The 22,904-nt window shown below is 60.9% G+C and carries 20 protein-coding genes, 3 pseudogenes and 1 CRISPR repeat array; of the genes and pseudogenes, 9 read left to right on the top strand and 14 right to left on the bottom strand.

Features of this window, described 5'->3' with window-relative positions:
* Positions 1 to 138: 138 nt before the first annotated feature.
* The 3 genes and pseudogenes from KTAU_RS14730 (at position 139) to KTAU_RS22430 (ending at position 2,321) form a co-directional block, all read left to right on the top strand.
* A complete protein-coding gene (locus KTAU_RS14730; RefSeq protein WP_151729089.1) occupies positions 139 to 417 on the top strand; it encodes a hypothetical protein in 279 nt (92 codons plus the stop codon).
* A 42-nt stretch (positions 418 to 459) separates the two neighbouring features.
* Positions 460 to 1,418 (top strand): annotated as a pseudogene (locus KTAU_RS22020) (Tn3 family transposase); the annotation flags it as partial.
* Positions 1,419 to 1,622: 204 nt separating this feature from the next.
* On the top strand, positions 1,623 to 2,321 hold the full coding sequence (locus KTAU_RS22430) for a tyrosine-type recombinase/integrase (RefSeq protein ID WP_228026486.1): 699 nt from the start codon (positions 1,623 to 1,625) through the stop codon (positions 2,319 to 2,321).
* A gap of 335 nt (positions 2,322 to 2,656) precedes the next feature.
* On the opposite strand, the gene KTAU_RS14715 is transcribed toward KTAU_RS22430, so the two are convergent.
* Positions 2,657 to 2,995 (bottom strand): type ISP restriction/modification enzyme, encoded by a 339-nt coding sequence (locus tag KTAU_RS14715; RefSeq protein ID WP_151729086.1) that lies wholly within the window; start codon positions 2,993 to 2,995, stop codon positions 2,657 to 2,659.
* 532 nt (positions 2,996 to 3,527) lie between these two features.
* A CRISPR array of direct repeats spans positions 3,528 to 3,856; the repeat unit is 37 nt; unit sequence GTTTCAATCCCAGACGGGCTTCTTCGCTGCTTCTGAC.
* A gap of 558 nt (positions 3,857 to 4,414) precedes the next feature.
* Positions 4,415 to 5,152: a vWA domain-containing protein gene (locus KTAU_RS14710; RefSeq protein WP_151729085.1), complete on the bottom strand. Its 738-nt coding sequence runs from the start codon at positions 5,150 to 5,152 to the stop codon at positions 4,415 to 4,417.
* A gap of 131 nt (positions 5,153 to 5,283) precedes the next feature.
* Between KTAU_RS14710 and KTAU_RS14705 the strand changes: the two genes are divergently transcribed.
* The 3 genes from KTAU_RS14705 (at position 5,284) to KTAU_RS14695 (ending at position 6,686) form a co-directional block, all read left to right on the top strand.
* Positions 5,284 to 5,706, top strand: coding sequence for a MarR family winged helix-turn-helix transcriptional regulator (locus KTAU_RS14705; protein WP_151729084.1), 423 nt, complete (start codon positions 5,284 to 5,286; stop codon positions 5,704 to 5,706).
* A gap of 105 nt (positions 5,707 to 5,811) precedes the next feature.
* On the top strand, positions 5,812 to 6,264 hold the full coding sequence (locus KTAU_RS14700; RefSeq protein ID WP_151729083.1) for a DUF6069 family protein: 453 nt from the start codon (positions 5,812 to 5,814) through the stop codon (positions 6,262 to 6,264).
* A gap of 20 nt (positions 6,265 to 6,284) precedes the next feature.
* Complete coding sequence (locus tag KTAU_RS14695; RefSeq protein WP_151729082.1) at positions 6,285 to 6,686, top strand: PPOX class F420-dependent oxidoreductase; 402 nt, start codon at positions 6,285 to 6,287, stop codon at positions 6,684 to 6,686.
* Positions 6,687 to 7,408: 722 nt separating this feature from the next.
* Here KTAU_RS14695 and KTAU_RS14690 read toward each other — a convergent pair.
* Positions 7,409 to 7,570 (bottom strand): annotated as a pseudogene (locus tag KTAU_RS14690) (MMPL family transporter); the annotation flags it as partial.
* Between the two features lie 1,308 nt (positions 7,571 to 8,878).
* On the opposite strand from KTAU_RS14690, the gene KTAU_RS14685 reads away from it, so the two are divergent.
* A complete protein-coding gene (locus KTAU_RS14685) occupies positions 8,879 to 9,628 on the top strand; it encodes a hypothetical protein (protein WP_151729080.1) in 750 nt (249 codons plus the stop codon).
* A gap of 865 nt (positions 9,629 to 10,493) precedes the next feature.
* Here KTAU_RS14685 and KTAU_RS22425 read toward each other — a convergent pair.
* The 11 genes and pseudogenes from KTAU_RS22425 to KTAU_RS22415 all read right to left on the bottom strand — a co-directional run bounded on the left by KTAU_RS22425 (position 10,494) and on the right by KTAU_RS22415 (position 22,032).
* The gene (locus KTAU_RS22425) at positions 10,494 to 11,129 is read right to left on the bottom strand and encodes an HD domain-containing protein (protein ID WP_151729079.1); all 636 of its coding nucleotides are present in this window, start codon (positions 11,127 to 11,129) and stop codon (positions 10,494 to 10,496) included.
* Positions 11,130 to 11,283: 154 nt separating this feature from the next.
* Positions 11,284 to 11,406: pseudogene (locus tag KTAU_RS22420) on the bottom strand (zinc ribbon domain-containing protein); the annotation flags it as partial.
* 143 nt (positions 11,407 to 11,549) lie between these two features.
* On the bottom strand, positions 11,550 to 12,752 hold the full coding sequence (locus KTAU_RS14670) for a TIGR03364 family FAD-dependent oxidoreductase (protein WP_151729077.1): 1,203 nt from the start codon (positions 12,750 to 12,752) through the stop codon (positions 11,550 to 11,552).
* Complete coding sequence (pbfA, locus tag KTAU_RS14665) at positions 12,752 to 14,161, bottom strand: (R)-1-hydroxy-2-aminoethylphosphonate ammonia-lyase (RefSeq protein WP_151729076.1); 1,410 nt, start codon at positions 14,159 to 14,161, stop codon at positions 12,752 to 12,754. The genes KTAU_RS14670 and pbfA overlap by 1 nt, the downstream gene beginning before the upstream one ends.
* Entirely contained in the window at positions 14,151 to 14,996 is an 846-nt protein-coding gene (phnX, locus tag KTAU_RS14660; protein WP_151729075.1) for a phosphonoacetaldehyde hydrolase, read from the bottom strand. Before phnX ends, pbfA begins: the two co-directional genes overlap by 11 nt.
* 45 nt (positions 14,997 to 15,041) lie before the next feature.
* The gene (locus KTAU_RS14655) at positions 15,042 to 16,850 is read right to left on the bottom strand and encodes a 2-aminoethylphosphonate ABC transporter permease subunit (RefSeq protein WP_170293312.1); all 1,809 of its coding nucleotides are present in this window, start codon (positions 16,848 to 16,850) and stop codon (positions 15,042 to 15,044) included.
* Entirely contained in the window at positions 16,831 to 17,973 is a 1,143-nt protein-coding gene (locus KTAU_RS14650) for an ABC transporter ATP-binding protein (RefSeq protein WP_151729073.1), read from the bottom strand. Before KTAU_RS14650 ends, KTAU_RS14655 begins: the two co-directional genes overlap by 20 nt.
* Complete coding sequence (locus tag KTAU_RS14645; protein ID WP_170293311.1) at positions 17,933 to 19,033, bottom strand: 2-aminoethylphosphonate ABC transporter substrate-binding protein; 1,101 nt, start codon at positions 19,031 to 19,033, stop codon at positions 17,933 to 17,935. The genes KTAU_RS14650 and KTAU_RS14645 overlap by 41 nt, the downstream gene beginning before the upstream one ends.
* A gap of 240 nt (positions 19,034 to 19,273) precedes the next feature.
* Positions 19,274 to 20,026, bottom strand: a complete 753-nt coding sequence (locus KTAU_RS14640; RefSeq protein ID WP_151729071.1) for a DeoR/GlpR family DNA-binding transcription regulator — start codon at positions 20,024 to 20,026, stop codon at positions 19,274 to 19,276.
* 1,155 nt (positions 20,027 to 21,181) lie between these two features.
* Entirely contained in the window at positions 21,182 to 21,421 is a 240-nt protein-coding gene (locus KTAU_RS14635) for a hypothetical protein (protein WP_151729070.1), read from the bottom strand.
* Between the two features lie 125 nt (positions 21,422 to 21,546).
* The gene (locus KTAU_RS22415) at positions 21,547 to 22,032 is read right to left on the bottom strand and encodes a type ISP restriction/modification enzyme (RefSeq protein ID WP_170293310.1); all 486 of its coding nucleotides are present in this window, start codon (positions 22,030 to 22,032) and stop codon (positions 21,547 to 21,549) included.
* A 205-nt stretch (positions 22,033 to 22,237) separates the two neighbouring features.
* Here KTAU_RS22415 and KTAU_RS22410 point away from each other — a divergent pair, with 205 nt between their 5' ends.
* Complete coding sequence (locus KTAU_RS22410) at positions 22,238 to 22,636, top strand: hypothetical protein (protein ID WP_170293309.1); 399 nt, start codon at positions 22,238 to 22,240, stop codon at positions 22,634 to 22,636.
* Positions 22,633 to 22,884, top strand: a complete 252-nt coding sequence (locus KTAU_RS14625) for a hypothetical protein (protein WP_151729068.1) — start codon at positions 22,633 to 22,635, stop codon at positions 22,882 to 22,884. Before KTAU_RS22410 ends, KTAU_RS14625 begins: the two co-directional genes overlap by 4 nt.
* Positions 22,885 to 22,904 lie beyond the last annotated feature (20 nt).

The following is a 22,904-nucleotide window of genomic DNA, read 5'->3' as shown; positions in this document are numbered from 1 at the left end:
TTGTGCATACGATTATTTGTGCCTCCTACAGCCATCATTACCGCCGCATGGTCCCAGAATTGCTAGACATCCTCGACTTTCGCTCCAACAACGAGTTTACCGCCCGGGATCCGGGCCGTCCAGCTCGTCAAGGACTATGTGCGCAGCCCGCGACCCCTCTATCTGGAAGAGGAAGTCATTCCAATCGAAGAGGTGGTTGCCCCGAAATGGCGCGAGTTCGTGGTCGAGAAAGAGGCCGACGGCGCCGAGCGGGTTAACCGGCTCAACTACGAGATGTGTGTGCTCGAGGCCCTGCGCGAAAAAGTGCGCACGAAGGAGATCTGGGTGGTGGGAGCCAATCGCTTCCGCAACCCCGATGACGATCTGCCGACCGATTTTGAGCAGAATCGGGCGACCTATTACGATGCCCTGCATTAGCCGCACGAAGCGGATCGCTTTATCGAGCAGGTCAAAACTGCCATGCAGGCCGCGCTGCGCTCCCTCGACGCTGCCATGCCACGCCTGGGCAGCAAAGTGCGACTCCTGCCCCACCGCAAGAAAGCTATTTCGCTCACGCCCCTGGAGGCCCAACCGAAGCCGCGCAACTTGATCAGCCTCAAACGGGAAGTGGGCAAGCGCTGGTCGAACACGAACCTGCTTGATATGCTGAAAGAAACGGCGCTGCGCACCGATTTCCTGGACTTCCTGACCAGCGTGGCCAGCCGCGAACGACTGCCGCGCGAGGTCTTGCACCGGCGGCTCCTGCTCTGTCTCTATGGCCTGGGCACCAATACTGGCTTCAAACGCCTGCCCAGTGCCGATCCAGAAACGACCTACTCCGACCTGCGCTACGTGCACAGCCGCTACATCCACAAAGAACAACTGCGCAACGCCTTTGCCCACGTCGCCAGTGCGATTTTTGAGATCCGCCGAGCGGAGATCTGGGGCGAGGGCACGACCGCCTGCGCCTCGGACTCCAAGAAATTCGGGGCCTGGAACCAGAACCTGCTGACCGAGTGGCATATTCGTTACCGGGGGCCAGGCATCATGATCTACTGGCACGTGGAACGGAAGTCGGTGTGCATTTACTCCCAGCTCAAAAGTTGCTCCTCCTCGGAGGTGGCAGCGATGATCGAAGGGATCTTGCGCCATTGCACCAGCGCGGCGATCCAGAAAAATTACGTGGATACCCACGGGCAGAGCGAGGTGGCCTTCGCCTTCTGCCACTTGCTCGGCTTTCGCTTGTTACCTCGGCTGAGGATATTGCCTCGCAAAAACTCGCTCGGCCTGAAGCGGGGAATCCCAGCGAGTATGAGCATCTGCAACCCATCTTGAGCAAGCCGATTGACTGGGACCTGATCAAGAACCAATATGACGAGATGATCAAGTTTGCCACAGCCCTGCGCCTGGGAACAGCAGAGACCGAGGCGATCCTGCGGCGCTTTACCCGCAACAATCTGCAGCATCCGACCTATCAGGCCCTCTCCGAGCTTGGGCGCGATCAAGATCATTTTCCTCTGCCAGTACCTGACCAAAGAAGATTATCGGGTTCTGACGCCGCTCTTCTACGGCCACGTCAATCCGTATGGCATCCTGCGGCTGGATATGACCGAACGCCTTCCCATTCGGCAGGAGGCCGCATCATGAACAGTCACCGGACCTCTCCAAAGAAGAAAGCCAGGGAACTGGCGAAATATTTGCGAGCTGAACGACCGGATTATCCCTATCTCAAGAGCGTCTTCCGCGCCTTACGGACAGAACTGGAGGTAGAGATTTCCAAAGCGGAGCACCGCCTCCCGGAGGTCCCAACCGAGGAGGAACTGCGCCAGTTTTATCAGGTCGCCTGGCAAACACGCAACTTCGCCGATATGATCCTGATCAAAACCTTGTTTTATACCGGAGTGCGCGTGAGTGAGCTGGTCAGTATTCGTCTGGCGGATGTGGATGTGGAACGCTGCCAGATCCGCATCAATCATGGAAAAGGAGACAAGGACCGCCAAGTTCCGTTCCGTGAACTGCTCGCCTTGCACATGCAACGCATGCGTGAGAAGCAGGCGACCTATCTCTTCGAGTCGGTGCGCAAGAAGAAGTATACGGACCGCGGCGTGCGCAAAATGCTGGAGCGCTACGCGAGGGCGGCGGGGATTAGCCGATCCATGTCGCCTCGCAAATGGCGGCATTTTCTGTTCACCTGGCTCAAAAAGCAGGGCATTGATGATGCGCTGATCCAACCGTACTCAGGTCATGAGAGTCGGCAATCTCTGGAAATCTACTCGCGGCTCTCGCTGGCTGATGCACAAAAAGAGTACAATCAGGTCATGGGACGCTTCCCCATTCAGTAAAAAAAGAGGAGGGACTGCGCACGGATTCTGTCATCTACCTCATCAGTTACTTTGCGACTGGTGACAGCTTACGTAGCACTATCCCTATCAGAGGCTGGGGCAAATGCTGTCCGCAGCGCCAGAGTAGATCACCTCTGGCCGTAGGAAACCAGACCACAGCCACCTGCCCCAAGCATCCCCTCTGAGCTGGCTCATCACCTGAGCCAGGCTCGCATCGCTCACGAAGAAACCTTGACAGGAGCGGCCGGGGGATCTGTTGGGAGCTGGTCGCTGCGCCTGCCTTCGTCCTGCCAGCCCCCGTGTTCTTCGATCACGTCGTCAATCTGTTCCATCAACTAGATGGTTTCCGCCAGCGCTGCCACGATCGGCTGATACGGCACGATGTCCTGGAAAGTGAGCACCCGCCCTTTGCGGTCTTTGAGCCACTGAGCGCAGACCTGATCGCCGCCGACTTCGAAGGCCCAGACCTCCTCTGGGACCCCAGCGAAAGATTGGGTGGCGTTGATCCAGACCCGCCCCTGCTCCGAGGAGGGGCCTGTGACGGCGGAGCGTCTCTTCGGCCCCGGGGCAAAGCCAAAGCCGCTGGCGAGGGGAGCGCCTGGCAGGGCAGCCGGTGTCGGGGCCCGCAGCGGCATTCCGTGGAGGGACGGCTGCCAGGGCAGGGAGCAAGCCACACTGGGACCGCTTGCTCTCCACCCCCTCACCAGACAAATCCCCCAGAGGTGGCTTCCAGCCGGAGCAGACCGTGCCTCGTTCCGCGCCATTCAGCAGCAACGGGAGGCATGGACGGCGCCGTCCGTGGGTGACCATTGACTTGACGGCCAGACACCGCCCCCAGCATACCGCCCCCGATGGCTGCTCGCTGCTCCTCTCCTGGTCCAGAGAGAGGGGGGCTGCTGATGCCCGTGATGCCCACGCCTGCTGGAGAGGGAGCCAGATCCCGCTCGACTGTCCCGTCTCCTCCTGGCTCACCTCACCTCATGGGGCACCCACTCTCCTCTCCGGCTCCCTCCCTGCTGGCCCCCCTGCACTGCAGCGCCAGCCAGCATCTCATTGGCCTGCAGCCTCGCACTGGCACCCGACCAACGCGGTGCCCCGAGCGGACCGATCGAGCAGCGAGTGCAGCGCTGGCTGGCTGCTGAAACACCAGGTCCTGTCTGGGTGACCCCTCTCCCCTCCCTCAGTGCCCGCCAGGCCAAGGCAGCTGTTTCAATCCCAGACGGGCTTCTTCGCTGCTTCTGACCCGGAAGGGCCGACGAGTGGGCCGCAGTTGGCCGACGTTTCAATCCCAGACGGGCTTCTTCGCTGCTTCTGACCCGGAAGGGCCGACGAGTGGGCCGCAGTTGGCCGACGTTTCAATCCCAGACGGGCTTCTTCGCTGCTTCTGACTTGACCCCCTGGAGATTCCCGGCCACCCAGATGATGTTTCAATCCCAGACGGGCTTCTTCGCTGCTTCTGACCAAAAGTCGTTTTGCCGCTCCCTGGCGCTCCAAGAACGTTTCAATCCCAGACGGGCTTCTTCGCTGCTTCTGACGGCCCCTCCTCCAGGATAGCATCAGGAGCCGTCTCCGTCAAGCCGTTTCGAGCATCCCAAAAAAGCAGTCAGCAGTGACCGCTGTTGTACGGTCATGATACCAGCCGCTGAGGCCCTGCAGCGGCTGGTGAGGCCCTTCGAGCATCGCTGCGTGGAACGCCGGGTGCCGAGATGCTCGAAGTGACGAGCCTGGGCAGCGAGAGCAGTAAGAACTATTCCTTGCAGCAAGAGCAGCATGGAGGGCCGCAGCATGGCACCGCTCACCCGCGGGAGATGCCGCTGAGCAGTCCACCCGCCTCAGCTCCCTGGAAGGGGCAGGCCCCGGCGCGAGTGGGAGTGCTCTGGTTGGGGCTGGCTCGTTCCTCCCGGCAGACAGGCGAGCGCCGCCTCTCCTCTCTACCTGTCCTGACAGGGTGCAGCGTTCCCGGCGGGGCGAGAACGCCTGGGAGCAGCCTGAGCGACTCAGGGAGCCTGGAGGTCTCAGCCATGCGGGAGAGCGTCCAGACGGTGCTGCGCGAAGCCCGGATCAGCGCCGTGATGAGTCCAGGGAGCCCCAGCTCAGTCAGCGGCGGCGACAGGATCATCCAACAGGAAATCAAACAAAGGCTCCAGGAGACCGGCATGGTTGAGCTGATAGCAGCACTTCTTGCCACATGGAACCAGGCTTTTAGCGGTCGTGTCCATCGCACCTGCTGTTTCGGGTAGTTCTGATGCCAGCTCAAGCATGCATCTGGCTCCTGGGGGCCAATACGGTGGTGCGCTTCGGACGAGCCGGTCAAGCAGCCGCTGGCGATGAATCAGACCGCTGATGATGACAACCCCGCGTCGCTTGAACAATCTGGCAGTGATTAAGGCACATTCCTCGTAGGGGAACGTTCCATCGGAGATGATGAGCAAGACCTTACGATGCCGCTGATAGCCCGGCTCAAGAAAACGACGAGCTGCCCAGTCCAGAGCAGCCCGAAAAGGCGTGCTGCCGAAGAGAATCCCTTCGGTAAAGAGCAGCTCTTCGCCGCTGGCAGGAAAGAGCGCGGTAAGACGTTTGAGCGGGCGAACAATCTCGCGGCTGCTCGCCAGACGGACCCAGCGCTGCAGATTGTTCCTGGCCTCGCGCTGGAACTGGCGGAGGAAGAGCGACTGAACGGTCTCTTCGATCAGGGGCTTCAAGGTGTCCCAGCCATATTTCTGGAGAAAGCGCCGGGTCAAGCCCTCGACAGTTCGGCGATCCAATCGGGCTGAGATCAGGCGACGCTGCATCATGAGCCAGCCAAGCTGCAGGGTCAGCACGGCCGTCACATGCCTTTCGACTTCACGGGTCACTGTTCGGTTGGTGGGCACGGGAAAGCCCTGATGCCCTTGCCTGACCCCTTGACGACAACATGATCGTGTGTTATTATTTAGACGGCTAACAAAAAGAAGGAGGAATCGTGCTCCCGATTCAGGACTACATAGGGTTTCAGTTGCTTCAGATTCATAGAGCACACCGCGCGCGTGCTGAAGCCGCATTGCAAAAGCTGGGATTGCATACTGGCCAGGAAATGCTCCTGTTTCAACTCTGGAAGGAGGAAGGCATGACCCCATCGCAGCTGGCCGCCTGCCTGGGGGTTGAACCTCCGACGGCGACCAAGATGCTCCAACGCCTGGAGCGTGCGGGACTGATCGAACGCCGGACAGACCCGGAGGATGCGCGCATCGTGCGCATCTATCTGACGGAGCGTGGTCGTGCACTTGAGCGGCCTGTGCTGGAGGTGTGGCAGCACCTCGAGGCTCGCACGGTAGCCAATCTGTCGCCTACCGAGCAGGCGCTCTTACGCCGCTTGCTGATGCAGGTGTCCGCGAATCTGTCCTGAACCCGTCGTGGTGCTGGTGGCCTGTGCTGGCAGTGAGCATGCAGTTCTTTTTTTGGGGGAAATTGTTTAGCCGTATACTTACTTTTAGTAAGAAAGGAAAGAGCTATGGCCTCCCCTCCTGGTCGTTCTGCCCGGCCAAAGTTTGCACTGCGCAGACTGGTGTGGGTTGGACCACTGACCATCATCGTCGCTGTCCTGGTCAATCTGGTGATACGGAGCCTGGCGGTTACTTTCTTCGGCGTTCCAGACCGCTTCGCCTACCTGCAGGCACCGTTTGTCATTGGGAGTACCGTCTTCTTTCTGGTACTGGCGCTGGTCGCGTTCGTGCTGGTTGGCCGCTTTGCGCGCCATCCCGTGGGGTTCTATCGCCTTCTAGCGCTGGCCGCGCTGTTCGTGTCATTTCTCAATCCTGTGCTGGCGCTGAGCGGCCTGTTTCCGGCGCCAGGGATGGATGTGCCCATTTTCTGGACCATGATCGTGATGCATACGGTGACGGCCATCATTACAGTAGCCCTGCTGACCCGGCTGGCGGTCGCAGACTGGCCACCTGAGCAGTAAGATAAGAAAAGAGGTGCAGGATGTTTTCCGAGCAAGAGCTGGCTTTTCTCCGAACGCAGCCCCTTGCCAGGATCGGTACTGTAGATGACTATGGGCAGCCTACTGTCGATGTGGTGGGCTTCGAGTTCGACGGCACACGCTTCTACGTCGGCGGTCACCGGTTAGAGGCTACGCGCAAGTACAACAATATTCTGTCAGGCCATCGCCAGGTATCCCTGCTGATCGACGATCTGAAGTCGCTTCAGCCCTGGCAGCCACGCGGCATTCGGCTGCACGGCGACGCGGAGATCGTCCAACGCCAGGGACACCTCGGGGCCGGGACCTATCTGGCGATCACCCCCAGAGTCTCCTGGAGCTGGGGGCTGGAAGAGCCGGGGGAAGCAGCTGGCAGGGCTGGCCCGAAGAAAACCGTATGGCCATGAAGCCAATGGCCATGAAGCTACCGGCAACCTGGGAGAGGCGGGGGAGGGGCGCGGCCAGCGCACCGTGTCCCTCTCCCCCAGGCATTTCAGACATCCGAATAACTCGCACACGCATACTGCATGAGCTATGCAGGAAGCGCCCGATGCCACCGGCGGATGCCGCGCGGTGTGAAGCCGAGGCCTTATCGTGCTGTTTCGGTGCTCCATAGTGCAAGAGCCTGCTGATACTCTCACTCTCATTGCCCTCACCCTCCTCAAAGGGCACCTGCCGGCAGGAGCAGCAGGCCCTGGTTGGGCGCTCCCTGGTTTCCTGGGGGGCACGAGTGAGGTCGATCAGCAACCAGCATCCAGATGCGCTCGATCAACGAGGTGATACAGCCGACCAGGCTTACTCAGAACCCAACGAGGACGAGGAGCCTGGCAACGATGAAGCGCTCGCCGGAGGGCGGCGAGTGGAGGGGAGGGACCAGGAAATTGGGCAGCCGCAGGAGAGAAGCCGCCAGGTGCGTCATATCTACCCACAAGAGCCGCCGTATCGCCTCCCCGGATGAGTCCAATCGTGCTGAGGAGCCATGAGACCATGACCAGGATGACGTAGCAAGCAAGGTCGCCCGTCAGCCATGCCTGAGGATCTTGCGGACCGGTTTCCATCGTCGTGACCGCACGGCTCCAGGATTTTGACGTCTCGATGATGACGAAAAACCAGGGGAGGAAGAAAGCAATTATAGCCTTTCACTTTCACCAACGATCGGCGTCGGCAGGCGACGACCCGGCCAGAGCCAGTTCCAGCGCCCCAGCAAGGTCGCCATGGCAGGTACCAGCAAGGGGCGGACAATGAAGGTATCGATCAGCACGCCCGCACTGATCGCGAAGAACGATTCGACTGAAGCATCCCTGGCTTTTTGTCAAGGTAGAGATTGGGGAAGCCAGGGATACTCGATCCGGCTCGGGTGTATGACACCCGGAGCTGGGAGACGATTTCTCATGTTTACGAGACACTGGTCACTTATAGCCTTTCTCGGAAGGCATCCGCACGCTGTCTGGCTATAGCTGTACCGGGCGTTGAGAACGGCCTCATCCGCGATGATGGCTGTGTCTAAAGAGGGAGGCATCCTTCTCTGTCCCTTGACAGCGTGTGCTGTCGCTTCTACAATGCGTACAAAACATGTGGAAAAGCCTTGCGAGCAGTTCAGGCCGGATGGGAGCACGAAGTATAGAGTACTCTTTCATGATTGATCTCGCTATTTATTTTTTCTGCTTTACAAAAAGCGAGGTGAGCGATGTGCGCGGATGATCCGACGAGGCTGCCGCAAGAAATGACCCAGTCTCCCACGAGCAATGATCTCTCCGACGCGACAGCTGGTGCAGATCCCTATCCGTATGATAAAACATGGGAACTTCCCCCACTCCCGCCGCCACCTCCTGCTTCAGGGCATGCAAGAAAGCGTCTCATGACCCTGCTGCTGCTCTGTCTGGCTCTCGTCTCTGCCAGTGCTGGGGTGCTCGTGGCAACGCTGTACTGGCGAAGTCAGCCAGGTGCACTTGCTTCCCGCTCCACAGGACCCAGATCGGTGTCGTCTCCAGGGGCCAGAGCGAGGCCGTCCTCTCTTTCCTCTGCGACTTCCCCGCCAACCCTCACGTCGGACCTGAGCTACACCGCCGAGGACATTCTGCAGGACTTTATCGCCGCCGGTGCTCATCCCTTCACTATCCAGCAGAACGGAACGATCTCAGCATGGACTGGCGGCGCCTTCTCCGTCTCCGTCCCGGCGAGCAGCTCAGTGACGTTTGGTGATGCCTCCGACTGCAACGGGCCTGGTGAGCCACGCACCATGGGCCTGTGGGTCTACCAGGACAATACGGCGGCGGATCAGGCCTACAATGAGGTCAGCGAGGAGAACAACCAGGCATTGATGCATCCTCCCCAGGGACTTTCCCTTGTCCCGACGACCATCTTTCTTCATGCCTGCTGCCTGCTGTTAGGGGCTGATACCTTTCCCCTCGCTGTCCAGTCGCCAGGGCTATGCTCAAAGCAGTCCATCCATCAGAGCTGCCTTTCTCCTTCGGATTCCCCCTGCTTTGGGGGCACCTGGATCTGTGCGTCCGTGTGGCGAATGGGGGGCTGGATACCTGGGAGCGCGTGTGAGGCCATCTCTGTGGTGGCCTTCACGAGATGAGCTGAAAGGAGCCGATTGCGATATCTGTCTCTGAACCTCGTCAGCCCGCCGCTCAAGGCGATTCCTCCCTGGCTGATCCCTCTGCTGGAACCAGTGCCCCTTTGTCTCCTTCGCCAGGTGGAGCTACAGCAGCGAGCCCTCCGCCAGTGCCGCCCTTCTCCCCCAGCAGTAGAGTCGACAGCCGTAGCGAGCCAGGCGGCAGAGCCGGCCCTCTCTCCGGCGCAGGAGCAGGAATGGCTCACCTGGGAAGATGACGCTGAGCATGCCTCATCCATCTTCCTCCCCCAGCGTTCTGGTCCATTGGTGCTGCCCACCGCCCCAGAAGCCGCTGCGAACCAGGCCAACTCGCTGCAGTCGGCGAGCCTGGCGACGATAGCCCGGCGCTCCTCCTGGTCACTGCTGCGCCGGTCGGGCCTGGTGGCCTTGACCCTCCTGCGGCTGAGCCTACTGCTGGCTACGGCTCTGGCTCATTCTCCGACACCTGGTGCTGCTTCCCCCACGCGGACCGCTACAGGGGGGACCGCGGTACCTCCCACGGCTACCGTTCCACGTACTGTCAGTACGCCAGGGGTCCAACGTACCCCCACTGGGAGACCTTCAACACCTTCTCCGCGCCCCATGCCGACCAGCCGTCCTGACCCGAGTGGACCTACGGGGTCCACGAACCTGGCAGGAGATTGGCACGCGGACCAGGCTCGGTGGGACATTGACGGCGGCGGTGTTCCTGCTCACTCCTGGGGAAAAGGCTCGCTTCCAGCAGAATGATCGCCGGATGAGTCCGGCCTTCTATGATGCAGTCGTGGGAGAGCAGCTCATACAGGAAGTAGTGAATGCAGAGCCACAGTTGGTGGCCCTGCAAGTCTGTGGGGCAACGCTTTGCCCGGGTAACGGTGCAGTTCTGGCTCTGGCAGATGCGACGCGATCCGGCAACGGGGCAGCTTCAGCAGGGGCTACAAGCCGATCCGACGACAGGGCAGCCATGCGCCATCAGATGTCGGCCCTGCTGCTGCGAGTGCCTCCTGCTGTGCAGGGGCCCATGGCCCCGATGGGGGGCACGGGCTGGCTGGTCTCGACCGCAGGCCAGCTATGACCCTGCATGCTCATCTTCGTCTCTGGAGGCCAGTATCCTCCATCCTGCGACCCGGCAACCTCCCTGATCGTACTGGCATAGTCCCCCGTAGCACAGGGAACAGGATACCTGGCGCTCACATCGCAGATCATCGCGATCCTGCTGGTAACGTGCCGTCCGGACTGGGCAAGGAGGCTGCCTGTCATGGCTCAGCTGCCCGCTCCAGAGCCTGTGCAACCTCTCTGACACTTCCATAGGGCTGTCATCAGTCCTTCTCCAGCGCATACTGATCGCTCGCCTGATGCATTTCTCCTTGGGGTTGCGCCGATGCCATATCAGCCGCCATCCCGCTCAGGGTCCGTGGCTGGGTAGACTGGGCCACGATGCTGGCGCTGCCAACGTTGCTCAGTGGCAGCCCTGCGCGCCGACCCACCAGCGTCTTCTATAGCTTGACAGCTCGATGCACTACTGGTGGTTCCTGCTCGTGAGCATGCTGCAGAGCCACGGCCCAACGGCCCACCTGCCCCTATCAGCTGTTGCTGCATGTGGCATCGGCGGATATCATTGGCCTGCTGGAGCTGGTGCAGGCCAATGATGAACGGGCAGAGTTGCCAGCTCTGGGGCAAGAGCAGCAACTCGTCTGGCTCGAGTTGCTGCTGACGGCAGTGGGGCAGCAACTGGCTGGGATCGACATCCAGGAAGAAAAGCGCCTCTTGGCCAGCAGGTCCTGGCGCGCATTGCCCTGCTGCGCCACATTGCCGGAGACCTGGCGGCGTCTCGTGATGAGCGGATCGAGGAGGAGCGCTCTGAGAAAGAGGTCTTCGTGCGCGAGGCAGAGCGCAAGAGGAGATCCTCCAGGCCCCGCAGGTGCGCTTCAAAGCGGGCCTCCGAATGATGAGCCACCAGGCACGCCAGCCGTTCATATCCCTGCTGGCGAAGAAACAGCGCCCCATCCACGGCATGGAAACCTGTGTGCCAGAGAGCGGGAGCATAGCCCACGTCATGCAGATACGCTGCCGCGATCAGATGCCAGGCATCATCTGGAGCAAAGAGGGAACTGATGCGCAAGGCCACACAGGCGACCCCGTGCACGTGAAGCCAACGTGACCCGAGAGGCGAGAGCACTGCTTCCGCCAGACGAGCGAAGGAAGCCAGGAGGGCCTGATTGGGGAGAGCAAGCGCATCCTTTTCTGACATAGGGAGAGATCCCGCCTGTTTCTCGTCTTGCTGAAACACTTCTAGCTTACCACAGTCTGGGACAGGAAAGCGAGCAGCACAAGGAAGCCGTCTCGATGCGTCCTGCTGAGGGGGAGGAGGTGCTGCGAGCACGGGGCTGGAATGAGCGGTGGCCTCACGCTCCCCAGGGGAGCGAGCAGCGCAGCGCCATTTTACGGACTTGACCACAGCTGCTACACCCTTGACTGGTATCCCTGGGGTTCACGAACAGCACCGCTCTCCCAGCGTTTGCAGCTTTGCAGGTCCAGAACTGTTAGAACCTTGCTTGCCCAACCAGCATCGACACTCCTTTTGTTTCACGCGCCTGTGGCAGAGGCCCCGTTCGGAAGGAAGGTTCCGTATCCTATGGTCCTGATCAGCCTGACCCTCCTCTGCGCCAGCTCAGGGAAGAGTAGCAGCAATATGGGCCTGAGCAAAACCAGGTCCGGTGCTCATCCCTTTTCCTCCAATACCCGTGACTATATGGATAGCGCCATCAAGAGTCTCCACATAGATCTCCCGCTCGGGATGTTGCAAGTAATAGCCGTTCCATAGGCGCTCTATCTCCCAGCGAGGGAGCGAGAGCATGCTGCGAGCACAGCGCAAGATAGCCTCATTGATTGACCAACGGCTCTCCTCTGGGCGAGGCCCTTCCTGGTCTGCTCCTTCCAGCAGAAGATACTCGTGGGAATCTCCCAGCACAACGCTCCCCTCTTCTGTCTGTCGGCAGAGTAAGTGAATGCCGTAATGCTGCAAATCTGGCTCCAGTGGCTCTTGCATCAGCAAAGGACGAGTTGGGCACGACAGGAAGCCGGCATAACGGCGAAGCGAGAGGCCCGACAGCAAGAGATGTGGCAGGAGCACGCCAGGCTGGATGACCGTCTGGAGCATCTGGAGCTTGCAGAGCCGGAGGCCGCTGCGTGCCAGTTGCTCAGGCAGGAGAAGCCGATACTCAGCTCCACTGCAGACGAAGACGTGCCGAGCGTAGAAACGTTCTCCCGTTGCAACATATACCAGGCAGCCCTGTCGCGATGGCTCCAAAGCTACAACTGGCCTGCGGGGATAGTAGGTCACTGGCCCCTGCTTTTCAACATAAGCCAGGAGCTGCCTTAGCAACAGGCGCGGCTCGGCGGCAAGGTCCAGCGGAAAGAGCAAGGCCGCCCGGACGCGCTCACGCTGAAGAAAAGGATAGCGCAGGCGCACCTCTTCTTGCTCCAGATAGTGAGCCTCTGCACCTCCACTCTTGGCAGCGATCGCTGCATACTCCATCAGGACCTGCTGTTCCAGCTCGGTGGTGGCCACATAGAGGCTGCCACATGGCCGCAGGGCCAGGGGCCACTCACGCTGGATGGCCAGGTAGATCTGACGACTGGCCTGGGCGTAGGTAGCCCATTCGCCTTCGGGCGGCACGATGCTTTGTAAAATCATGCCGAAATTGCGGGCTGAGGCCCCATCGGGGAAGGAATCTCGCTCCAGTAACAACGTGCGATAGCCACGGCGGGCAGCGAAATAGGCATGGAAAAGCCCGAGAATACCCGCCCCGATGACGATCACATCGGTTTCCTCGACGCCGGACTGTGTACGGAGGGCGCTCTTCCTCCTCATCACTCACCTCCTGGTAGAGCGCTCGTGGAGAGGACGCTGCTCATGGCTTCACTCAGGATCTGACAGGCATCCTGCCATTGCTGCTCGCTCACGATCAGTGGCGGAGAAAGGGTCAGCGTGCAGCCCCCACCGAGTTTGAAGCTCAATCCACGTTCCAGCGCCGCGTAAAGAATCGCCTCGGCCCCTGCGGGCCAGAGATGGCCGGGCTGGTGCGGCTCAATAATGTCCAGGGCAAAGAGGAGGCCGATCTGGCGCAAGGCGCCAACGCAGGGAAAGTGACCCACTCTCTGAGAGAGCTGGGCGGCGAAGAACGGCCCAAGCCGTGCGGCGCGCTCAATCAAGCCTTCTTCGGCCAGCACTTGGAGCGTTGCCAGGCCGGCGGCAGCACCCACAGGCGTCTTCTCATGGGTAAAGTGTCCAATGGCAGTATCGGCTACGCAGTCTAGCTCAGAGCGTGCCAGTAAGGCTGCCAGGGGAAAGACGCCACCTCCCAATCCTTTGCCAAGCACTATCATATCGGGCAGGCAATCGTAGTGCTCAATCGCGAACATCTTACCTGTACGTCCCAACGCAACAGCTGTCTCGTCGAGGATCAACAAGGCTCCATGCCGTGTGCAAACCTGACGCAACGCTGGATAATAAGAGGAAGGCGGTGCCCAGACTTCGGTATTGCGAACGGTCTCCACGAGCACCGCGCCGATCTCCCCATCTTGCTGCATCACGTAGTCGAGATAATCTACACAGCGCAGCGAGCAGGTCCCAGGGCAGCCAAAGGGACAGCCCCGCGGTCGACAGGGGGGCGCGTGCACAACGCCGGGCAGCAATGGCCCCAGCCCACGGCGGAAGAGCGCCTCTCCTCCGACGGCAATCGTGTCAAGCGTGGCCCCATGAAAGCTTCCCCAGAACGAGAGCACTTTGTAGCGCCCCGTCACGCGCCTGGCCAGCTTGAGCGCCATACTGACGGCCTCGGCAGCTCCAGGAGCGAAGAGCACCTTCCAGTTGTCATCACCAGGCGCCCGCTGGGCCAGGGCTGCCGCCAGACGCACCACCAGTTCATTGGTATAGCGGCGTGGCGTGAAAGGTAGGCGCTGCAATTGCTCGCAGACCGCCTGCACGACATGCGGATGGGCATAGCCGATCTGATGCACGTTGTTGCCGTGGAAATCGAGAATCAGCCTACCATCAACCGCTTCGAGATAACAGCCAGAGGCCGCCCGGAGGGCATTGAGACAAGGAGTAGAAAGGCTCTGGTGAAGAAACCAGCGAGCATCCTCATCCAGCAAGGCGCGTGTCTGCTCCGGCAGCCGGGCATACCAGCGTTGACGTGCAGGCGTCGTATTGATATCACCTTCAACCCGCGCTTCATCCGCCTCCTGGCTGACCGTGTACGGCCACTTCCTATGCTCCATACGTCGCTCCTGTGAGCCGGCCAGCGATCACTGACAGCACTGCCTCTAGCTCGTCGAGGTGCTCGATCACGAAGTGGGCGCCAGCCCGCCGAAAACGCGCCTTTGCCCCCGCAATTCGCTCCTGCCGGTCCTGTTCCTCTAGTCGGCTCCAGGCCTCCTCTGAGAGGCCGAGCACGTTGCTGCCAACAACGACCGCCACTGTCCAGACTCCAGCATGCAGCCCCTCATAGATATCCTGTAGCGTATCGCCAACCTTTACCACCGTCGCTGGCGGATAGACCTGCAGGCGACGGCAGACCTCGAAGAGCATCCAGGGGGCGGGACGGCCTGCCCCGACTTCCTCTGGCGTGCACACCGTCTCGATCGTCAGGCCAGCCTGCCTGGCCAGGGGCAGCAGAGCCTGCACGCTGGCACGCGTGTAACCGGTGGTGGCAGCCACAGCGATCCCCTGACTGCGCAGGCGCTCTACGACTGCTACCGCTCCTGGCAACGGCTTCGCACGAGCGGCAACCAGCGCCGGCATCCGGGCTTCAAGCTCCTGACTCAAGCGCAGGACGTCCTCCTCGGTAGGTGGACGGCCATACCGCCGCTGCCAGGCAGCTGCTATCTGCTCTCGTTGCAAGAGAATCCGCAGGTGATCGCCTTTGGCCAGGCCCATCGGTCCGCGCAGCTCTTCCTCGCTCACCGGCAGGTGGTGATCGGCCAGAACTGCGGCCAGAGCCTCCAGAGGCGCCATCGCCCCGAAATCAACCAGCGTGCCAGCCCAATCGAAGACAACGGCTTTGATGCGGGTGAGTGAGGGCTGCTCTCCTGGTGGTAGGACGCTTGATAACAAGGAAGTTCACTCCTCTCTTGCTTTGCTCTCAGAAGAAATAGCTCATCAGGATGGTGGAAGAGCGGCGGTGGGTGCCTCCTCCCTATTTCCCCCCGTCCCGCTCACGGGCACGACTGCCTCCACAGTGGAGCGCGAAGGCCAGGCTCGCAGGCGCCTCCTCAGCAGAGAGTAGAAGGGGCCGAAGCGCTCCGGCTGCAGCGCCGCCACGAGTAGGAGCAAGGCCAGCGTGAGAAGCAACAGCAGAGTTGCCAGCGCTGCAGCCTGGGCATAGAAGCCTCGTTCAATCGCATTGATCATCTGCAATGGAGCCGTGGTAAAGCCCGGCGGATAGACCACCAGCGTCGCCCCAAGTTCTCCGAGCGAGAAGGCCAGGCTCACGGCAAAAGCGGCCCGCAGAGCAGGCGCAAGCAGCGGTAGCGTGATACGCCAGAAGACACGCCAGGGTGGTGCTCCGAGACCCGCCGCGGCCTCGCGATACTCAGCAGGGAGTTTGAGCAGGGCTGCATGTACGGTGCGGTAGCTGAACGGCAAGGTCAGGCTCGCCTGAGCCAGTAAGACCATCCAGGGCGTTCCCGCGAGCGAGAACGGGCCGCTGTGGTATGCCAGCAGCACAGCAAGACCAACTACAACGCTGGGAACGGCACTGGGAACCATGAGCAGAAAGTCGAAGAAGCGGGCAATAGCTCCTTTGAGCCGGACCACCCCAAGCGCGGCCAGCATTCCCTGAAGTACCGACAGGCCAGCAACGCCCACTGCTAGCAGCAGGCTGTGTTCCAGGGCCAGCCAATCGCTGCTGTCCATCTCCAGAAACCAGCGGAGCGTGTAGCTGTGCGGCAATACCGAGCCCGCCCAGTTCTCGGCGAAAGCAGCCAGCACCACGGCCACCACCGGCAGGAAGAAGAGGACCACCATGCCAGGGCTGGCCAGTATCGCCAGCAGCCAGGCCAGACCCGAGCGCCTCCCAGGCGGTTGTCCCAGCTGCGCACGGGCCGCATTGGCCAGGCCAGGCTCCTCCCAGTCCCAGCCAGAACGCCCAAGCAGCCAGCGATAGAGCGCATAGAGGAGGAGAGAGGCGAGCAGCATCACAAGCGCCTCGACGGCAGCCCGCGGCAGATCCAGGTTGATGAGCGCGTCGCTGTAGATTGCCACGGGTACGGTTGGCGTTGCCAGCGTACCAAGCACGAGCAAAATGCCAAACTCGTTCTGCAGGAGCAGGAACGAGAGTAGAATGCCTGCCACCAGGGCACTGCGCGTTAGAGGGATCACAACACGACGGAGCAAGCGCCAGGGCGAGGCTCCCAGAACCGAGGCCGCCTCGAGCACGCTCTGATCAAGTAAGGCCAGCACAGCCAGCATAGGACGAACCATAAACGGGGTGTAGTAGGTTACCTCGGCCAGCAAGATCCCCCCGATCCCATAGAGAAAGCTGGGGCTACCAGACGCTTGGGGCCACAAGTGTCCCAGGAGAAGCGTCACCGCTCCCTGCGAGCCATAAAGATAGATCAGCGCGAAGGCGATCAAGAACGAAGGGAAAGCGACCATCAGCTCCACGGCACGCAGGAGAAGCCCCATTCCTTTCCAGGGACGAAAAAAGAGGGCGAGAGCGAGCGCCAGCCCAAGCACTGCCACCAGGGCAGTGGCCAGGAGAGCGAGGCGCCAGGTAAAGATCAACTCCTGCCAGAAAGTGGGATCGGTCAGCACTCGCCCGTAGGCAGACAGGGACCACCCTGCTCCCGTCTGCAGGCTGGTAATGACGAGAGACCCCAGCGGCATAAGCACACAGGGAGCTAATAACATGAGCAGACCAACTGGTCCCAGCCAACGCGCTGCCTTACTACTCATCCATGAGTACATGGCGACAATCCTCCGGGCTGAAAACGAGGCGGAGCCACTCCCCCTGAGCAGGCACCTCGCGACTCGCAGGACAGGAGACCAGCAGCGACGGCTGCGTATCTGGTCCCCCCCCTTCCAGGACCACATGGAGCGTCTGCCAGGCTCCGTTCCACTCGATAGCCTGCAACCTCCCCAACAGGCTGATCCTGCCACTCTCTGCCTCAGCGGCGGCGCTCGTAGCCCGCTGAGGACCTTCTTCGGCAGAGAGCAGATGGAGGCGCTCGGGACGAATGATCCAGCACCAGCCCGGACGCCTCTCTAGACCCGCCAGAGCACAGATGGTCTCAGGTAGCACATTCACTGATCCTAGATAGCGCGCCGCAAAGAGCGTTCGCGGGTACTCGTATAGCAAACGGGGCGCAGCGCTCTGCACGATCTGCCCACCCCGCAGCAACAGGAGCCGATCGGCTAACTGCAGAGCCTCGCTACAGTCATGGGTCACATAGACCAGCGGCAACCGTGGAAAGCGCTGATGAATCTTTAGCAGCTGCTGACGCAATTCAATCCTGAGATGAAAGTCGAGCGCGCTGAGCGGCTCATCGAGCAAGAGCAGGTCAGGCTCAATGGCCAATGCCCGGGCCAGCGCTACCCGCTGCTGCATACCGCCGCTCAGCTCGCTAGGATAGAATTCAGCATACGATTCAAGATGGACAAGGCGTAAATAATGCTTGACACGCTCCTGGCGCTCACGTGCGGGAAGACGCCGTTCACGCAGGCCGAAGGCGACGTTCTCGGCGACCGTCAGATGAGGAAAGAGCGCATACTGCTGGTGGACAAAGCCGATGTTGCGTCGGTAGGCTGGCAGGCGCGTGAGATCGCGCCCGTTGAGGCGCAACTGGCCACGGGCCAACGGCAGGAAGCCAGCGATGGCCCGCAACAGCGTGGTCTTGCCACAGCCACTCTGTCCCAGCACGCAGAGGAACTCGCCCGGCGCTAGCGAGAACGAGAGGTGTTCCAGCACAGGCCGTCCTCCGAGCGAGACGCACAGGTCTTCCAGCCAGAAACCCTGAGCAACTTCAGCAGCAGTGCGTGTCTCCAGCTGCTCAGGCTGGCGCCTGGACACTGGCGGGCTTCCCAAACTCATTGAGCACCTCGCTTTGCCAGCTCTGCTGCCACGCTTGCTGATTGGCAATGACCTTCTCCCAATCGACGTTCAGCACGCGCACACCCTGCAGCAGCTGCCGCAGCGCCTTGGCGGCCTGGGACTGAGCACTGATATCATCGCGGGCCGGTACTCCATAGATGTCCCAGACCTGCTGCTGGGCGGCAGGCGAAAGCAGGTAATTGATGAGTGCCTGACCACCGCTGGGATTGGGTCCACCTTTCACCAGAGCAATGGTATAGGGATCTTCTATGGTGATCGGAGCCTCACCTGGGGCAGGACGTAGGAAGATGGGCTGCAGCGACATGCCTCCTTGCACCTTGTCGGAGAGATCCATTTGCAGGTCACCATTGGCAACGGCGATCTCGCCGCGGTTGACCAACACATCCAGGTAGCCAGTGCCTTTGGTATGAAATTTGACATTGGCCTCCAGGGCCTTCAGATAGGCGATGGTTTTGTCCATGCCCCACAGCGTCTCTAGCTCAATAATGACACCCATGCCATCACCGGCAGAAAGCGGGTTGGAATAGGCCACTTTTCCTTTGTAGGCCGGCGTTATGAGATCGGCAAAGGTCTGGGGAGGCTTCGCCAGAAACTGCGGGTTGTAGACCCAGGTCAAGTAATTATTGACGAAGGTATACCATAGGCCGTGGCTGTCTCTGTGAGCGGATGAAAGGTGTGCCGCAGCCTCCGGCTGAAAAGGGGCCAGCAAGCCTTGCTCTGCCGCCTGCTGAATGAAAGGGGGCAGCGTGACCACGACATCAGCTTGCGGTCGATCTTTCTCTATCTGCAGTCGATTAACCACGGCGCCGCTCCCGTCGGTCACAATGTTCACCTGGACGTGATGCTCTTGCTCGAACAATGGGAGGACCTGCTTGTAGTAACTTTCCAGCCCGTCAGCTGTGTAGAGCGTAATGGTTCCTCCTCCTCCTGGCGAGCTGGCCGCTGGAGTCGTACTCGTACCACAGGCGGCCAACAGGCAGAGCAACCAGACGAGGAGAGCCCCGCCAGCCAGGAGTGAGCGTAGACTATCTCGCTTCACGAAAGGACCTCCTTGAATGCCACAGATTTGCTCACGTTGCCTACAAGTTACATCTGATTCTTAGACATTCAGAGTTAAGGGACCATTGTTGCTGAGTAAAAATTGGGTTAAAACCGACGAGGGAAAAAGGAGCCGAAGAACCAGGAGAGTAGAGGTGGCTATGGACAACGTGAGAGGAGGAAAATGGAGAAAGGTGCAGCAGGCCAGAGCCGGGCCTCGGGAGAGGCTGGTGGAGCGCGCTCAGGCGAGCACGATTGAGACTCCTTGCTCGGCGAAAGTCTGCTGCACCGTGGCCTCCAGGCCGCTGTCAGTAATAATCGCCGTGATTTCCTGCAGCGGGACAACACGCGCTAGAGCTGTCACCATGAACTTACTGCTATCGGCCAGTACATAGGTCTTCGTAGCCTGGCGAATCATCAGGCGGCGGAGAGCGGCTTCCTCCACATGAAAATCGCTAATCCCGTGCAGAGAGATCCCGCCAGCCCCTATGAAGGCTTTATCCACATGGATAGCCTCGGCGGTCACTTGCGCCAGGGCCCCGGAGAGGGAAAGCTCGCCTGGACGCAGAAGTCCCCCCAACACGTAGACGGGCAAACCGCGCTCTACCAGGAGCGAAGCAATGGTGAGACTATTGGTGAAGATGGTTAGTCGCAGTTCGGGCGAGAGCAGCGTAGCCAGGTGGAGGGTGGTCGTGCCGCTATCGATAAAGAGGATGTCGCCTTGCTCGATCAGGGTCAAGGCGGCCTGGCCAATACGCATCTTCTCCTGGGCATGGGCGATGGTGCGGGCGGCGTAGGCCGGCTCCTCGCCAACGCGCGTGAGTACCGCCCCCCCATGCACCTTTTTCAAGGCGCCGCGTTCCTCCAAGGCCTGCAGATCCCGGCGAATGGTTTCCCGGGACACCCCGAGGAGCTTGATCAGGTCTCGAACGGAAAGCTCTCCCTGTGTTTGGAGATGGCGAAGAATCAGTTCCTGTCTTCTTGAGGCAAGCATGGCTTTGGACTCCAACAGAGTCAGGTTACAACACTTTTGTCTGGCTCATGTGGCTCCACTTCACAGGCACTCAGTAGTATACGCAGCGATGCACTTCTGTGCAAGTTGTTGCATCTCTTTGGCAGCCAAGAGGAACAGCTTGTACTTCAACTGGTCCTAGATCTTCCCTACACACTGCCATTGATAACTCGCGCCCGATGATGGCTTTGGAGCATCCACACGAGACACATGACTCGGATAGCGCTGATCGTAGAACCCTGCTTGACGAGGGTCGCCGTCGGCTCTGGCACCGTGACGCCTTAGCGTAGGAGGCTTTGGGGTCGATTGATGGTTCTTGCGAGGAGAGAGCAGAGTCAGGTTCCGTTTTCTATATTGGGAGGGTGATCTTTGCTATAGGCGAAGCTATAGCCGCGAATTTTTTAGTTAGTAGGAAGTCTCCTCCTCTTGACGAGCCTGTTTCTGCTGAGATAGGCTCTGTATCTCTGACTTTCTCGGTCCGTGAGACCTGGAACGCCAATCTGATCGTTGCCCTTGAGGGAGATCACCTGCAATACCTCCTCGTGAGGAGGTGCTGAGGCTTCTGAGGCTCTTGCACTGGCAAGCCGCCTTGCTGGTAGACCTCAGCGGTTTGGCGCGTCGCCAAAGGCATGGTCAGCCTGCACTCGAAGAATGGATTGGCATGTGATCTTTCCCGTCCTGCGCTTATGCCTCGTTCTTCGGGGCAAGACCGGCTTTGCCAGGCTGCGCCGAACCGCCCTGCTTCGTCATCGACGCTGCTGCTGTGCTCATGCTCCTGATCGGTAATGATCATGGTCATGGCTGGGATACGATTACCTCCCTGACCTCTCCTGGCGACCACCCGGAAAGAGAACAACCATAGGCGGCCCTGCCGAGATTCAGCAGAAGCAGGCCCATATCGCCCGCTGCCCGCTCTCCTGCCCGGCTTGCTGGCAAGAGCTTCAGGCCATACTTCGCCTGCGCTGTCATCGGCTCTCAGGAGTAGGGAATGGTCGCTGTCTCGTCCGATTCCGACTGTTCTTCCTGCTCCTTTCCATCTCGTCTTCTGCTCTGTTCGACCTGAGAGGAGATCTCCGCCCGTCAGTCGCAAGGCGGAGATCTGCCTTCGGGCCTCTCTCGCCACCGGCCCTGGCCCGGCTACCACAGGCCGGCACGCACCCAGTACCAGATGATCCAGAGTCCCACCCCCATCAGCAGCAGGGCGCTGATCGGCGGCAGCCAGCGCGAGAGCGGTCGCAGGAGAGCACGCACGAGATCCCCCAGTACGGTCGCGGCCAGGGTCACGCTGCCGAGCAGCAGGGCCATCCCAGCGGCATAGCTCACCAGCACCAGGGCCGCCTCGGCCAGGCTCCCGCGCGTCAGGGCGGTCCCTACCATCAGCAAGAAGATTGGAACGGCATAGCCCAGCGAGGCCAGGCCATACCCCAGGCCGAAGAGCCAGGCCGTCCGCAGTCCTTCTGCTCGACGCTGCCGATCGCTCGGATCGCTCGCGCTGCGCGGTGTCAGGTGGGCCGCCAGCTGGCCCAGGCCCGGCAGCTCCAGCGCTCGCCCACTCCACGCGACCAGGCTCCTCCCAGGATGAAGCTAGCTTCCACCAGCAGGGCCAGCCAGGGAAAGCACCGCAACAGGCTGTATCTGCGTGGAAAGCAGGCGCACAAAGGCAAGCAGGTCGCCATCGCTGGCGAACGGTGGCACGACATCGATGACACGCCGGGCCATCGCATGCTGGCGGCCCTGCGCAAGATGGGGAAAAAGCGCGCTAGGCGGGTGATGAAGCAAGAGGGGGGCGGCCAGACGCAAGCGCAAGCGGGGATCACCTTTGGCCATTTGAGCCACTGAGCGCAGACCTGATCGCCGCCGACTTCGAAGGTCCAGACCTCCTCTGGGACCCCAGCGAAAGATTGGGTGACGTTGATCCAGACCCGCCCTTGCTCCGAGGAGGGGTCTGTGACGAAGGCTACCCGCTCGACCCGGTTGGAGCCGGCCATCGCCGGCCTCCATCTTGCCAGAGGGAACGAGCTGAACGGGAAGGGCTGGATACGGGCGAGGGACGAACGAGGGGCGCGATAAATCGCGCCCTCCCTCTGCGCCTGAAGTTAGAGAATCGCCCTGGTGATAGCGGATGCGACCAATTGCGGAGCATCTTCCTGCACATAGTGGCTGGCCTGCCTGCTCGAGCCGCATCACGGTGGCGTGCGGCCGGAAATCGACCCAGGAAGCCAGGGTCGTTGCATCAAAGAGGTAATCCTTCATCCCCCAGAGCAGCAGGGACGGCGTAGCGGTCAGCGTCTCGTGCAGTTCCCTGGCCACGGCTGCGCTACATTGCGCGATCGGCTCGCTGGTCGGGCGTGGGATCTGCAGCGGGAAAGCGAGCACGCCAGCCCGATCGGCGGCCTGCCGGTGGGGTGCCCAGTAGGCGGCGCGCACCGGCGCCGTCAGAGCCGCATGGCTCACCGTGCCGCCTCCCAAGAGGAAGTCACGCAGCATGAGATGACGCCGCCGATACAGGTAGTCAGCCAGGGCGCGCGAGCGACTGGCCAGGCGTGCCAGCTTGAGGGCGGCGGTCTGCCCCTGCGCTGCCTTCCCCGGTGAGCCATGCCTGCACCAGCTGCGCGAGCTGCTTCCCCGCTGAGCAGACCGGCTGGCCGACCGGGCAGCGCTCTCTGCAATTCGTCGCGCGCCAGGCCTTTGTGAAATATCAGGTGGTCACCTTGCAGGTGGTAGCCAGGACGGCAATGACGCAGGGTGTGCTCAATCCGCAACAGCAACAGCAGTGCAACTCGCGTTATGCCGACGGTTGTTTTCATGGCCAGAGCGTTCCACTGCTCAATCGCTTATAGCACTTGCCAGTTCTCCAGCA

The organism is Thermogemmatispora aurantia, from assembly GCF_008974285.1.
Lineage (GTDB): Bacteria > Chloroflexota > Ktedonobacteria > Ktedonobacterales > Ktedonobacteraceae > Thermogemmatispora > Thermogemmatispora aurantia.
The sequence above is the reverse complement of the archived record's forward strand: the minus strand, read 5'-3'. Positions and strand labels throughout refer to the sequence as shown.